Source organism: Streptomyces chattanoogensis (assembly GCF_001294335.1).
In the GTDB taxonomy this organism is placed as follows: domain Bacteria; phylum Actinomycetota; class Actinomycetes; order Streptomycetales; family Streptomycetaceae; genus Streptomyces; species Streptomyces chattanoogensis.
In genome coordinates, this window is the sequence record NZ_LGKG01000024.1 from 226988 (window position 1) to 241333 (window position 14346).

9 protein-coding genes are annotated in these 14346 nt (G+C 71.1%); 2 read left to right on the plus strand and 7 right to left on the minus strand.

Features of this window, described 5'->3' with window-relative positions; all coding sequences use genetic code 11:
• Positions 1–115: 115 nt before the first annotated feature.
• The 6 genes from ADL29_RS06675 to ADL29_RS06700 all read right to left on the minus strand — a co-directional run bounded on the left by ADL29_RS06675 (position 116) and on the right by ADL29_RS06700 (position 10252).
• Complete coding sequence (locus tag ADL29_RS06675; protein ID WP_053922787.1) at positions 116–1678, minus strand: alpha/beta hydrolase; 1563 nt, start codon at positions 1676–1678, stop codon at positions 116–118.
• A 186-nt stretch (positions 1679–1864) separates the two neighbouring features.
• Positions 1865–2518 carry a response regulator transcription factor gene (locus ADL29_RS06680; protein ID WP_046926842.1) on the minus strand — a complete coding sequence of 218 codons (654 nt, stop codon included), beginning with the start codon at positions 2516–2518 and terminating at the stop codon, positions 1865–1867.
• 96 nt (positions 2519–2614) lie between these two features.
• Positions 2615–4348, minus strand: coding sequence for a sensor histidine kinase (locus ADL29_RS06685; RefSeq protein WP_078970803.1), 1734 nt, complete (start codon positions 4346–4348; stop codon positions 2615–2617).
• 126 nt (positions 4349–4474) lie between these two features.
• A complete protein-coding gene (locus ADL29_RS06690) occupies positions 4475–5752 on the minus strand; it encodes an LCP family protein (RefSeq protein WP_078970796.1) in 1278 nt (425 codons plus the stop codon).
• A 47-nt stretch (positions 5753–5799) separates the two neighbouring features.
• On the minus strand, positions 5800–7896 hold the full coding sequence (locus ADL29_RS06695; RefSeq protein ID WP_053922788.1) for a bifunctional polysaccharide deacetylase/glycosyltransferase family 2 protein: 2097 nt from the start codon (positions 7894–7896) through the stop codon (positions 5800–5802).
• A gap of 289 nt (positions 7897–8185) precedes the next feature.
• Positions 8186–10252 carry an APC family permease gene (locus ADL29_RS06700; protein ID WP_245689177.1) on the minus strand — a complete coding sequence of 689 codons (2067 nt, stop codon included), beginning with the start codon at positions 10250–10252 and terminating at the stop codon, positions 8186–8188.
• A gap of 392 nt (positions 10253–10644) precedes the next feature.
• Here ADL29_RS06700 and ADL29_RS06705 point away from each other — a divergent pair, with 392 nt between their 5' ends.
• Positions 10645–11082, plus strand: coding sequence for a CBS domain-containing protein (locus ADL29_RS06705; protein WP_053922789.1), 438 nt, complete (start codon positions 10645–10647; stop codon positions 11080–11082).
• An 87-nt stretch (positions 11083–11169) separates the two neighbouring features.
• Here ADL29_RS06705 and ADL29_RS06710 read toward each other — a convergent pair whose 3' ends face one another.
• The gene (locus ADL29_RS06710) at positions 11170–12021 is read right to left on the minus strand and encodes a class I SAM-dependent methyltransferase (protein WP_053922790.1); all 852 of its coding nucleotides are present in this window, start codon (positions 12019–12021) and stop codon (positions 11170–11172) included.
• 68 nt (positions 12022–12089) lie between these two features.
• On the opposite strand from ADL29_RS06710, the gene ADL29_RS06715 reads away from it, so the two are divergent.
• Complete coding sequence (locus ADL29_RS06715; protein WP_245689179.1) at positions 12090–14039, plus strand: S9 family peptidase; 1950 nt, start codon at positions 12090–12092, stop codon at positions 14037–14039.
• The last annotated feature ends 307 nt before the right edge of the window (positions 14040–14346 follow it).

A 14346-nucleotide genomic window follows, 5' to 3' on the forward strand; every position in this document is an offset into this window, starting at 1 on the left:
GCCATGGCCGCCGAACGGGTCGGGAGAGGACGCGCCGCGACCGGCGGACCGGTTGCGCGGGATGCCGGAAGGGCCGCCCGGCGGTCGGCGGGCGGCCCTTCGTCCTACGCGGTCGTCAGGAGCAGACGGTGCCGTCCGCGGGGACCTTGCCGTCCAGCAGGTGCCCGTTCACGGCCGTGGTGGCGCACTCGTTGACGCCGTACGTGCCATGGCCCTCACCCTTGACGGTGAGGAGCACTCCCACTCCCTTGCCGAGCTTGTCGGCCATCTTGCGGGCGCCCTCGACGGGAGTCGCCGGGTCGCCCGCGTTGCCTATGACGACGATGGGGGCGGCGCCCGGTGCCGAGACCTCGGGGGTGTCGCTCTTGCCCGTGACCGGCCAGCCGGTGCAGCCCAGCAGACCCTTCGCGGTCAGCTCGCCGAAGACCGGTGACGCCTTGCGGAACTCCGGCAGCCTGGCCTGCACATCCTTGGGGGTGCTGCGCTGCTTGGTGTCGGCGCAGTTGATCGCGCCGTTGGCGGCGTGCAGGTTGTTGTAGCGGCCCTTGTCGTTCCGGCCGCTGTAGGTGTCGGCCATCATCAGGAGGGGGTCACCGCTGCCCTGCTCGGTGGCGGTGAGCGCGAGCGACAGTACCGGCCAGGTCTCCTTGGAGTAGAGCATCGCGACGATGCCGACGACCGCGTTCTCCTGAGTGAGCCTGCGCCCGCTCTTGGCCGGCAGCGGCTTCTTGCCGGCCTTCGCCAGCAGGCCGGCGATCCGCCGGCGCCCCTCCTCGGGACTCCGGTACGGGCAGGTGGCGGGATTCTCGGCGCAGTCCGCCAGGTAGTTGTCCAGCGCCAGCTGGAAGCCCTTCGCCTGGCCCAGGGACTCCTGTGCCGGGTCCTTGGTCGGGTCGACCACGGCGTCCAGAACGGTGCGGCCCACGTTCTTGGGGAACAAATGGGCGTAGACGCCGCCGAGTTCGGTCCCGTACGACATCCCGAAGTAGTTGAGCTTGGCGTCGCCCAGGACCTGGCGCATCAGGTCCATGTCACGGGCGGCGCTCTCGGTGCCGACGTACGGCAGCACCTTCCCGGAGTTCTTCTCGCACGCCGCCGCGATCCTCTTGCTCTGCGCGGCCGTCCCGGCCAGATCGAGGGTTTCGTCGCGCAGCCTGTCCATCTCCTTGTCGCTCACGCACTTCACACCCGCGCTGTTGCCGACGCCCCGCGGGTCGAAGCTGACCAGGTCGTAGCGCGTGCGCAGGCTCTGGGCCGCGGCGTATTCCGGCAGGGTGGCCACGCCCGATGCGCCCGGGCCGCCGAAGTTGAAGACCAGCGAGCCGATCCGCTTGCCGCCGTCCTCGGCCTTGGCACGGATCAGCGCGAGGCCGATGGTGTCGCCGGCGGGCTTGGCGTAATCCAGGGGCGCCTTCAGATTCGCGCACTCCCATGCCGTACCGTCCGGCAGCCTGCCCGGTGCCCTGCCCTCGCCGCCCTGGGCCGTGGACGGCGCCGGGCAGGGCTGCCAGTCGAGCTTCTGGGAGGTCAGCGAGGCGGGAAGCCCGGCGGCCGCCGGGGCGGAGGGCGTGGTGCGGGCGGTGTCCTTCTTGTCGGGGCTGCAGGCGGTGGCGCCGAGGGTGAGCAGCACGGAGGCGGAGAGCAGTGAGGTGGTGCGGAGAACAGGGAATCTGGGCATGGCCGTCTTTCCGGTACTGGTGGGAAGTGCTGGTACGGGTACTGCTGTGGGGCATATGGGTGAACGGTTCGTCGTCCGTTCAGGCCGGGCGGTAAGTCCCTGGCGCTCTCGCAGTCAGCCGAGCACTCCTTGACCGCGGCTCAGCACAGGGCAACGCAACGCGGTGGACCACCGCAGGGTCTCCGGTCAGGTGCCCAGGCCGGCATCCCGGGCGAGGAGGGCGGCCTGGACCCGGTTCTCGCAGCCCAGCTTGGCCAGGATCCGGCTCACGTACGTCTTCACCGTGGCCTCGCTCATATGGATCCGCTCCCCCGCGTCCGCGTTCGACAGCCCCTCGCCCAGCAGCGCCAGGACCTCCAGTTCACGGTCCGTCAGGGTCTCCAGCCGGCGGCGGGCCTGTTCGGCGCGGAGCGCGCCGTGGCCGGAGGCCAGCGAGTCCACGACGTGACGGGTGGCACCCGGCGACAGATAGGCGTCGCCGGCCGCGGCGGCCCGTACCGCCCCCATGAGCTCCGCGGGCGCCGAGTCCTTGAGCAGAAAGCCCGCGCTGCCCCCGGTCAGGGCGCGCAGCACGTTCGCCTGCTCGCCGAACGTCGTGAGGATCAGCACCCGCGTGTCGGGGACGGTCCGGCGGAGTTCGGCCAGGGCCGTCAGCCCGTCCATGACCGGCATCTGGATGTCGAGCAGCACGACGTCCACCCGCTGGGCGCGGGCCAGTTCGACCGCCTCGCGGCCGTTGGCCGCCTCCGCGACGACGTCGATGTCGTCGGCCGACGTGAGAATCATCCTGATACCCGCCCGAATGAGCGGCTCGTCGTCCGTGACGAGAACCCTGATCACGACTCTCCTGCGCGGTCTTGAGCGGTCCCGGCTGCGGCCACTCGCCATCATCCCCGATCCAACCGCCGCCCCGACGTCATGGCCACCCTTCCCGGGTTACGACATGACCTCGAAGGACTTCTTCTCGATCAGCTTTCCGCCCTTGAAGCAGAACCGGAAGACAGGAGTCTTGTCCCAGCTGCTGCCGGGCTCGGTGGACGGCAGACTGAGGCAGTCTGCCCCCTGGGGCACGGGCGGCGCGCCCTTGTCCAGGCCCTCGGTCAGGAACGAGTCCCCGTGCGGCAGCTGGTTGCGGACCGCCGTCTCGGCCTGGCCCACCTTCACCCCGTCGTACTGCCCCGGCTCGATCGTCGCCTTGTCGGACTCCCCCGCGAGCAGGACCAGCCCGACGACCGCGGCGACCATCAGCAGCAGGACGACCAGCGCCGCCAGCCCGCAGCCGATGGCCACGCGGCTGCCCCTCTTCTTCGTGCCCATAGCCTTGGCCAGCTCCTTCGGCAGCCCGTTCCCGTAGATGACCGGATCACCCTCGCCCAGGGAACCCGCCGGGGTCTGCCGCCAAAAGTCGCCCGTCCCCTCGACGAACGTCGTCGCCGCCCCGCCGGGCGACGGGCTCGGGGCGCCGCCCTCGGAGGAGGTGTACGGCAGCACGCCCGCCAGCCGGAAACCGCCGTCCGCCGTCGGGCCCGCGTGCACCATGCCGCCGATGAGCCGGGTCCGCTCCCTGAGCCCGGTCAGCCCCTGACCGCCGCTCACCACGCTCCGCCCGGCGCCCGCGGTCTCCGGTGCGGGACCGTTCGCGACCTCCACGACCAGGGAGTCCGGCTCGTACCGCAGCGCGATGGTGATCGAGGCGCCCGGGGCGTGCTTGTGGGCGTTGGTCAGGCCCTCCTGGGCCACGCGGTACGCCGCGTGATCGGCGGTCGGGGCGAGCGGCCGCGGTGCGCCGGAGCGCCGCAGCTCGACGGCCGTGCCCACGCCCCGGGACGCCTCCACCAGGCCCTCGATGCCGACCACTCCGCGCGAGGGCGCCCTGGCGTCCCCGTCCTCCATGGCCTCGAGCGCAGGGGTGGGGATGCCGGCGGCAGCCGGGGCGGTGGGTCCCTGGCCCGGTGCCTGGGTGCCGTCCCGCAGCAGCCCCACCACCTCACGCAGCTCGTGCATCGCGGCCACCGACGCCTCCCGGAGCACGCCCACGGCCTCCCGCTGACGCCCGGTCAGCTCGCGGTCCACCTCGAGCGCGCCGGTGTGCACCGAGATGAGCGCGAGCTGATGGCCGAGGCTGTCGTGCATGTCCTGGGCGATGCGCTGGCGCTCGCGCATCCGGGCCTGCCCGGCGATCATCGCGCGTTCGCGCAGCAGCTGGGCGTTGTACTCCCGGAGGGTGTTCAGCAGCGTGCCGCGCTGTGACCAGTAGCGGCCGGCGAGGCCGGGCACGACGACCGCGACCAGCAGCCACAGGGCGGCGATGACGACGAGCACCGGCGAGAGGTTCGGCAGCTGCTCCACGAAGGACAGGGCGAGGGCGAGGACGTAGGCGAGGGCGAAGGTGCCGAGCGCCCTGCCGACCCCGGAGATCCGCCGCCCCGCCGACCAGCTGGCGAGCAGGGCCAGAGGCGCGAGTCCGGGGGACAGCCCCGAACCGGCGGCGGCCGCCAGCAGTACGGTCGCGGGCAGCACCCGGCGCAGCAGCGACAGCACCACGGCGGCCAGCGCGACGCCGGCGATCCGTACGGCGCCGCCGCCGTTCAGGGCCTCGGCACCCGCCGCCAGCAGCCCCACCATCACGCTCAGCAGCGATTCGCCCGCGATGCGCCCGGGGGACCACATCCCGGGCGCGAAGAGCGCCCTGACCGGATCGGCCATCCGCCGGGGCGCCGAGCGCAGCCCCGCCACCAGCGCCCGGCGGGCCCGCTTCGCGGGGTCCGTACCTTCCACACGTCTCACGCGGCCACGTTAAGCAACCTCCCCCGGCGACGACAGCACCTTTCGTCGCGACGCACAGCAACGAAAGTCGCACGACGAGGGCCCGCGCCGTCCCGGGACAACCCGTCCAGGGCCTTTCCGACCCTGATCCGCCGGACGGGCCTGGTCCTTGCCCACCCCGTCCGCCACATCCACCGGGCGGTCGTCGCGCAGTTCCGCGAAGAGCTTCTCCGCCCGGGGCAGGTCCCACTTCACGGCGCTGCCCTTCGGGGTCGGGAAGCCGAGGCCGGCGACGGGGACATTGAGCCGTTTGCCGTTACCGGTCGTCACCTTCTTCATCGCCTCGAAGAGCGAGGTGAGGTTCCACAGGCTCATGTCCTTGTCCACGACGAGCGTGTCCAGCCCGGCGCTCATCGTGGGGTAGACCCGGGACGGGTCGAGGATGACGCCGGGTGTGGCCGTCTTGTGGGCAAGCGCGGCCAGGAATTTCTGCTGGTTCTTGCTGCGGCCGAGATCGCCCTGGGCCTCCTGGTGGCGCTGGCGGACGAAGGCGAGCGCCGTGCGGCCGTCGAGCGTATGGCAGCCCTTCGTCAGGTTCGCGCCCGACTTCTCGTCCTTGATGTCCTTGTCCAGGCACAGGGGCACACCGCCCACGGCGTCCACGATGCCCACGAATCCCGCGAAACCGATCTCGGTGTAATGCCCTATGCGCAGGCCCGTGTTGCGCTCGATGGTCCGTATGAGCAGGTTGGGGCCGCCGAGCGAGAAGGCCGCGTTGAGCTTGTTCTTCGAGGCGGCGTAGTGCTTGCCGGTTTCGGGGCGGATGTACGGCGGGAGCGTCACCCAGGAGTCGCGGGGCAGGCTCATCATCGTGGTGCCGTGGGCGCCGGTGTGCAGCAGGATCATGGAGTCGGTGCGGCGGCCCGCGTCCGCCGAGCCGCCGGTGTGCAGGTCCTTCCGGTCCTTGACGGAAAGGCCCACGCGGCTGTCGGACCCCACGATCAGGTAGTTGGTGCCCTTGCCCTGCGGCGGCCGGCCGCTGATCCTGCCGAGGTCGACATCGCGCTGGAGCTCGGTGTCGGCCCAGACGTAGGTGCCGAGCGAGGTGAGGCCGAGGACGGCGGCCAGAAGGACGGCCAGTCGCGTCAGCCGGCGGCGCCGGCTGGGGCGGGGCGGGGCGGTCCTGACCCGGGGGCCCTGGCCGCCACGGCCGCCACGGCGGGTGCGGCGCCTGCGGTCGCCGGACCGGGGCGGGCTCCCGCCTCCGTACCGGTCCCCGTCGGGTATCCCGCCCGGCCAGTCGGTCATGGGCTCTTCACCAAACCCTCCGTCAAGCATGTGCCGTTCGTCACCCGTCATCTCGAGGACAGACTCCGGTACGCCACCGGCTGCCCGATCTGCTGTGCGGCGGTGCCGGAGCGCTGCATGCGCTGCCATTTCAGCCGGGTGCCGAGGAGGAAGGCGACCACGGACTGGATGACCACCAGATACATCAGCTGCCGGTAGACCAGGAGCTGGAACGGCATCGCCCACAGCGCCCGCACGTTCTCGCCGTCCAGCCGCAGCGCGTATCCGGCGCAGGTCAGCTGGAGGGCGAGGAAGCCGAGCCACACCCCGGCCGACAGCACGGGACCGCGGAAGAGGGCCCCGTACAGCGCGAAGACGTCGACGACCGGCGCGAGCAGCGGCAGGGCGACCTGGAAGAGCACGAGGTAGCTCAGCCCGCGGCGGCCGAAGCGTCCGGCCGGGCCCAGTTCGGCCACGGCACGGCGGTGCTTCCACATGGCCTGGAGCGTGCCGTAGCACCAGCGGTAGCGCTGCCGCCACAACTGGCGCAGGGAGGTGGGAACTTCGGTCCAGGCGATGGCGTTTTCTTCGTAGACCACCCGCCAGCCCGCCTGCCACAGGGCCATCGTCAGATCGGTGTCCTCGGCGAGGGTGTCCTCGCTGACCCCGCCGACGCCCATCAGCGCGTCCCGGCGGAAGGCGCCGATGGCACCGGGGACGGTCGGCATGCACTCCAGCACCTCGAACATCCGGCGGTCGAGGTTGAAGCCGAAGACATACTCCAGGTGCTGCCATCTGCCCAGCAGGCGGCGCCGGTTGCCGACCTTGGTGTTGCCGCTGACCGCGCCGACGGCCGGGTGGGCGAGCGGCTGGATGAGACGCTGGACGGCGTCCGGTTCGAAGACGGTGTCGGCGTCGACCATGACGACGATGTCGTGTCCCGCATGCGCCAGGCCGGTGTTGAGGGCGGCGGCCTTGCCGGCGTTGGGCTGCCGGATCACCAGGACGCGGGGATCGTCGATCCGGCCGGCGAGGTCCGCGGTTCGGTCCGTCGACCCGTCGTCGATCACGATGATCTGCAGCTGCCGGTGGGTGGAGGCGAGCAGCGAACGGACGGTGGACTCGATGCCCGCCTCTTCGTTGTAGGCGGGGACCAGGACCGTCACCGGGTCGGTGACCTCCCGCAGCCGCGGCGATCCGGGGCGGAAGCGCGTCAGCCGCCGGACATGGGTGCGGGCGAAGAAGACCAGCATCAGCAGTCGCAGCACCCCCAGCGCGCCCGCGATCCCGAGTACCCAGGTCATCCCGCCGACAAACGCGTGCCCGAGGGCCTTGGTCCAGATCAGCGCGGTGCCCTGCCACCGCTCGAGGACGGACGCCGGCATATCGGTCGAGAGCATCCCGGCGCCGGACGTCACCGTGGTGAACTTCTCGACACTCCGGTCGCCGAGCAGCTTCTCGGTCTCCTTGTAGGCGACATCGTCCTGGTCGAGCTGCCGAATCAGGCCCTGCGACGGCTTACGGAACCACCGGTCGGCGGCGACCAGCGTGTACCCCTGCGCGCCGGCCCGCCGGGCCGCCTTCCACTCGGCGCCGCACATGGTGTCCACCGCGGTGGTCTGCGGCAGCCGCAGCAGACCGGTGTGGATGCCCGCGGAGCCCGCCAGCGCCTGCTGGGTGAGCGACAGCTCGAGCGAGGCGCGCAGCGGCGAGGCCGAGCCCATGGCGGCACCGGTGTAGGTGTTCGAGCCGATCTCGTGGCCCTCGGCCCTGATCCGCCGCACCAGGTCCGGGTATTGGGCCGCCTTGGCGCCGTTGACGAAGAAGGTGGCGTGGGCGTGGTGCCTGCGCAGCAGGCCGAGCAGGCGGGGCGTCCATACGGGGTCGGGTCCCCCGTCGTAGGTGAGCGCGACGGTACGGGCGGGCACCGCGGCGGAGGTCACCCTGTCACCGTCGAACCGGAGGACCGGGCCGCCCTTGGCCACGGCCTCGGGCACGGGGCTGGTGCAGTCCTGCCGCCTCGTGGCGGCGTCGACCTCGTGGGTGGTCCACCCTTCGAAGAGCAGGGCGCCGAACATCATGGGGAGGACGAGGACCAGGAGCAGCCAGTGTCCGCGCGGATCACGCGACTGCGCGTGCCGGCCTCGGTTCGAGCGGGGCCTCACGCCGGGCCCGGGAGGGCCGCGGCCGCGGCCGCGGCGGGGATGGTGTGTCTTCGGCCGGCGGACCGTCGGCAGGAGGCGAGGGGGACGGCTGTGACCGCTTTCGGCGTGACCTTTCCGCACCGGGTGCAACCGGCCGCACATGGTCGATAATCGAGTAATTCCTGCCATTTTCGGTACCGTTGGGCCTCACACATGGTGGGCGAGTGTACTCATGACGATCACGGGTGCAGGCGCCGTGGAGCACCGGCGACCTGCCTCTTGTGAGCGGGGTGACAACTCTTGCCGGCTCTTACCGGCCACGCTCCGGCTGCGATCCGGGCCCGGCGGTCCGGGACCACGGAGGCAGCGCCGGCTCCCCCCGGCGCACGGATCCGGGGGCGCGCCGGCTGGGGCGGTGCGGGTGGCGTTCGTACGAGCTGAGGTGCCAGGGGACGCTGGTGACCATGACGCCCGGGGCGAAGAGCAGACGGCTTTTGAGCCAGAGGGCGGACTGGTTGTGGAGCAGGTTCTCCCACCAGCGGCCGACCACGTATTCGGGGATGAAGACGCTGATCACATCGCGGGGGCTGGTGCGGCCGATGGACCGTACGTACTCCACGACCGGACGGGTGACCTCGCGGTAGGGGGAGGCGAGGGTTTTCAGCGGGGTGTCGAAACCCGTTGCGTCCCATTGCGATTTGAGCGCCTCGGCCTCGTTGCGGTCGACGGCGACGGTCAGCGCTTCCAGGACGTCGGGGCGGGTGGCGCGGGCGTAGGCCAGGGCTCGGAGCGTCGGTTTGTGGAGGGTGGAGACCAGGACGACGGCGTGGACGCGTGAGGGCGCCACGGTCTCCGCCCGGGGGTCGGCAACCGCGAGCTCGGCCGCGGTGTTGTCGTAGTGACGGCGGATGCCGCGCATCATCACCCACAGCACGACGGCCGCGATCACCGCCAGATAGGCACCCTGCGTGAATTTCGTGAGCAGCACGACGACGAGCACCAGTCCGGTGACCACGGCGCCGACGGCGTTGATGGCGCGGGCGGTGTGGTGGTGCCGCCGTCGGGCCGCGGTCGGCTCGGCGCGCAGGGCGCGGTTCCAGTGTCGGACCATGCCGGTCTGGGAGAGCGTGAAGGAGGTGAAGACGCCCAGGATGTAGAGGTGGATGAGGTTGGTGACGGAGGCGTGGAAGGCCCACAGCAGGGCTCCGGCCACCAAGGCCAGCGCGACGATGCCGTTGGAGAAGGCCAGCCGGTCGCCGCGGGTGTGCAGCTGGCGTGGCAGATAGCGGTGCTGGGCCAGGATCGAGGCCAGGAGGGGGAATCCGTTGAAGGCGGTGTTGGCGGCGAGGACGAGGACCAGCGCGGTGGCGGTCTGGATGTAGAAGAAGCCGACGCTGTGCGCTCCGCCGAAGACCGACGCGGCGAGCTGGGCGATGACGGTGCGCTGCGGGGTGGTGTGGCAGTTGCCGGTGAAGCCGGTGAGCCGGCAGGTGTCCTCGGCGATATGCACCTGGGAGATCAGGGCCAGCGCCGTGATCCCGGAGAACATCAGGATCGCGATCAGGCCCATGGCGCCCATCGTGGTCGCGGCGTTCTGCGATTTCGGCTTGCGGAACGCCGGGACACCGTTGGAGATGGCCTCCACACCGGTCAGCGCCGTACACCCGCTGGAGAACGCCCGCAGCCCCAGCATCAGCAGCGCGAGGCCGGCCAGGTCGGCGTCGCCGGGTGCGGGTTCGATGCCGTACGCGGCGGATTCGGCCACCGGGGCGTCACCGATCAGCCAGCGGAAGAGTCCGGTGGCGCACATGATGAGCACCCCGGTGATGAAGAGATAGGTGGGGGCGGCGAAGGCGCGGCCGGATTCGCGGACACCGCGCAGGTTCACGGTGGCGAGCAGCGCGACGAAGGCGATGGCCATCCCCGTCCGGTACGCATTGAGGGACGGGACGGCGGAGATGATGTTGTCCACGCCCGAGGCGACCGAGACCGCGACCGTCATCACGTAATCGACCAGGAGGGACGCGGCCACCACCAGGCCCGCCGAGGGCCCCAGATTGGTCGAGACCACTTCGTACGAGCCGCCGCCCGACGGGTACGCGTACACGACCTGCCGGTAGGACAGCACCACCACCGCCAGCAGGCAGACCACGGCGACCGCCGCCCAGGTGGCGAAGTGCAGATACGCCAGTCCGCCCAGGGTGAGGACCAGCAGGATTTCCTGGGTGGCGTAGGCGACCGACGACAGCGGGTCGGAGGCAAAAATCGGCAGCGCCAGGCGTTTGGGCAGCAGCGTCTCGTGCAGGCCTTCACTGGGCAGCGCGCGGCCGATCAGCAATCGTTTGACCGCATCCACGATATTCACGACTTTCACCACGCGGGCGAGCGTACGGGCACGTCAGCGCGGAGCGGCGGTTTGGCGTGACCGCCAGAAGGGCTAGCCGGGCGGGGCGCGGAGCAGCGTGTTTATCGGGCCTCCAACGGGGCGTCTTTATCGGGTCCCCAATGAGACGTCCGGAATGGGTCCGTGACGGTGCGTCGAATTGATGACGGTGCGGCGCTTTCCTGCAATCCCGGATGACCCGCGGGCACGCCTTCGGCCGGTCGGGGACGGACACGCCCGCGACCGGGACGGGGCGCGCCCGGCTGTACGGCTGTATGACCGTCGGTGCCCCCGCCCGCACCGGCCATACCCCAGGAAGCGGCACAGAGCCAATCGTGGTGTCATCGAAAGCGGGGGAAATCAACGCTCCGAAGGCGGGAGAAATCATGGCTAAGACGCTGAAGGCCCGAGACATCATGACCGCCGGGGTGCAGTGCGTGGGCGCCCACCAGACGCTCCTCGACGCATCGAAAATGATGCGCGACATGAACGTCGGTTGTCTGCCCATCTGCGGTGACAACAACAGGCTCACGGGCATGATCACCGACCGTGACATCGTTATCCGGTGTTGCGCCGAAGGAATCGATCCGGCGACGGTACAGGCCGGCTCCCTGGACAGGCCGCTGCACTGGATCGACGCCGAAGCGGACGCCACCGAAGTCCTGCAGACCATGGAAACGCACCAGATCAAGCGCCTTCCGGTGATCGATGTCAAGGGCGGTCACCAGCTGGTCGGAATGATCACCGAGGCCAATCTCGCGAAGAATCTCAGCGACGAACAGATCGCGGAATTCGCCAGCCGGGTGTACGCGGCCGCAGGCTGAGGCGTCCGCACGGCCGCGGCCGGGGAGCCGGCGCCCGTCGGCCACCAGCCGGCGGGCTCGCCGGAACGCCGGCGGCCCCGGCGCGGCTCACTCCGCAGGACCCGGACGGCTCGCCTTCACCGAGTACATGAGAGGAATGCGCGGCCGGTTGCCGGGAAACCGGTAGAAGCCGTCGTCGTTGCGCCGCAGCGCGCGGAATCGCTCGAACATGGTCATGTCGTGTTCGTGCAGGAAATCGATCCGCAGCCCGGCGCCGGCCAGGGCCGTGATGACATCGCCGAGCGGATGCTGCCATTCGACGCTGCGATTGTTGGCGGTCGGCGCACTGAAGTCCGTATAACTTCCGGGGGTTTCCTCCACCCACGCATCGCGGCTGAAGTAGTCGTAGGTGATGCGCGAGCCCGTCTCCTCGTCCAGGGCGTCGCACAGCGGGTGGAATTCGGCGAGGTAGAGAAAGCCGCCGGGAGCGACGAGGGAGGCGGCGGTCTCGGCCCAGCGAACCACGTCCGGGAGCCAGTTCAGGGCGCCGATGCCGGTGTAGACGATGTCGTACGACGCGTCGGGGACGGCCTCGGCGGCGTCGTAGACGTCGGCGGCGACGAAGGAGGCGCGGTCGGGGCCGTAGCCGAGTTCGGCGGCCAGTTCGCGGGCGGTCTCGATGGCCGGTTCGGAGAAGTCCAGGCCGACGACGTGGGCCGCGCCGCGGTGGACCCAGGACAGGGTGTCCTGGCCGAAGTGGCACTGGAGATGCAGCAGCGTACGGCCGGTGACATCGCCGACCTCCGCGGTCTCGAAGTCGCGGATCACGTCCCGGACCCGGCGGAATCCGTCCTGGTCGTAATACTCACTCGCGGTGTGGAGGGCAACGCGTTCGTCCCACCTCGCGCGGTTCGTCTCGCGCCAGTCAGCGGGACCGGTATGTCGGGGCGTGGGGCACATGCGGCGAAGTTATCCACAGGCTGACGGCCCCGCCAACGCATTTATGGCGCCGGGCGCAGAATGGGCCCATGACGAACGAGACCACAGGCTCCGCCGAGGCGTCCGACCCGAACCACCCCGACCATCCGAACCGTCCCGGCCACCCGGCCCCTTCGCCCGGCGCCGCCGGTTCCGCGGCCTCCGCGGGCTCGTCCGCCTCCACGGACCTCCCGGACTGGGAGAAGCGGTTCCGGGCACCGCGGATCGGCCTGCCGGACTGGGCCGAGGACGCCCCGGCCCGTTCCCTGTTCGTCTCGAACGCCACCGGCACCTTCGAGCTGTACGCATGGGACCGCGCGACCGGCGGCCAGCGGCAGGCCACGGACCGGCCGAACGGCACGACGGACGGCACGCTGTCGCCGGACGGCGAGTGGATCTGGTGGTTCTCCGACACGGACGGGGACGAGTTCGGCGTCTGGATGCGCCAGCCGTTCGCGGGCGGCCCGGACGAGCCGGCCACCCCGGGCCTGGCCGCCTCGTTCCCCGCGGGTCTGTCGATCGCGCGGGACGGCACCGCGGTCGTCGGGCGCTCCACGGACGACGAGGGCTCGACGGTCCATGTCGTACGGCCCGGACAGCCGCCCGTGGAGATCTACCGCCACCGCGAATCGGCGGGCGTCGGCGGCCTCTCGCACGACGGCTCACTGATCGCCATCGAGCACACCGAGCACGGCGATGCGATGCACTCCGCGATCCGCGTCGTACGGGCGGAGGACGGCTCGACGGTGGCGGAGCTGGACGACAGCAACGGCGGGACCGAGGAGCTGGGCCTGTCCGTGATGGGCTTCGCGCCGGTGGACGGTGACCCCCGGCTGCTGGTGGGGCATCAGCGGCGGGGCCGCTGGGAGCCGATGATCTGGGATCCGCTGACCGGGGTGGAGACGGCGCTGGAGATAGATCTGCCCGGCGATGTGGGTGCGGACTGGTATCCGGACGGGTCGGCGCTGCTGGTGGAGCACGAGTACCAGGCGCGGAGCGAGCTGTGGCGCTACGGCCTCGGGGCGGCCGGTGACGGCAGTGCCGACGGCGGTGCGCTGACCCGGGTGGAGACCCCGGCGGGTACGGTCTCGGGCGCGACGGCGCGGCCGGATGGGACGGTGGAGTTCCTGTGGTCCTCCGCGGCGCAGCCGCCGGAGGTGCGGTCGACGAGCGGCAAGGTGGTGCTGGACCCGCCGGGGATGAAGGCGCCCGGGTCGGTGCCGGTGACCGATGCCTGGGTGGACGGCCCCGGCGGCCGTATCCACGCCCTGGTGCAGCGGCCCGCGGGCGAGGGTCCGTTCCCGACGGTCTTCGACATCCACGGCGGCCCGACCTGGCACGACAGCGACGCCTTCGCCTCGTCCCCGGCGGCCTGGGTGGACCACGGCTTCGCGGTCGTCCGCGTCAACTACCGCGGTTCGACCGGCTACGGCCGCGCCTGGACCGATGCGCTCAAGCACCGCGTCGGACTGATCGAGCTGGAGGACATCGACGCGGTACGCAAGTGGGCGGTCTCCTCCGGCCTGGCCGACCCGAAGCGGCTGGTACTGGCCGGCGGCTCGTGGGGCGGCTATCTGACCCTGCTCGGCCTCGGGACTCAGCCGGAGGTCTGGGCGGTGGGCCTGGCGGCGGTCCCGGTCGCCGACTATGTGACCGCGTACAACGACGAGATGGAAGCGCTCAAGGCGATGGACCGCACCCTGCTGGGCGGTACGCCGGAAGAGGTCCCCGAGCGCTTCGAGGCGTCGTCACCGCTGACGTATGTGGACAAGGTGCGGGCGCCGGTCTACATCTCCGCGGGCGTCAACGACCCACGGTGCCCCATCCGCCAGGTGGAGAACTACGTCCAGCGCCTGGAACAGCGCGGTCATCCGCACGAGGTCTACCGCTACGACGCCGGGCACGGATCCCTGGTCGTGGAGGAGCGCATCAAGCAGATCCGCCTGGAGCTCGAATTCGCGCAGCGGTATGTGGAGGTGGCGGGAGAGGCAGGCGCATAGCGGCGGACGGGGAGTAGGCCCCGGGCGTGGGGGCTGGGTGGGGTGGGGCCTCGGGCCGGCTCGGCGGCTCGGCTGGCTTGGCGCCTCGGGCCCGGCTCGGCGGCTCAGGCTGGCTTAAGGGCGCGGTCGGCTTGGGGGCTCCGCCAACTCCACGCCTCGGGTCGACTTGAAGCCGCCACGGGCTCGGCACCGTGGGTCGACTCGACGCCACGATCCGGCTTGGCGTCTTGGGCCAGCTCGACGCCGTGGGCCTGCTCGACGCCGTGGGCTGGCTTGGGGCCATGGACTGGCTTGGGGGGGGGTGGGG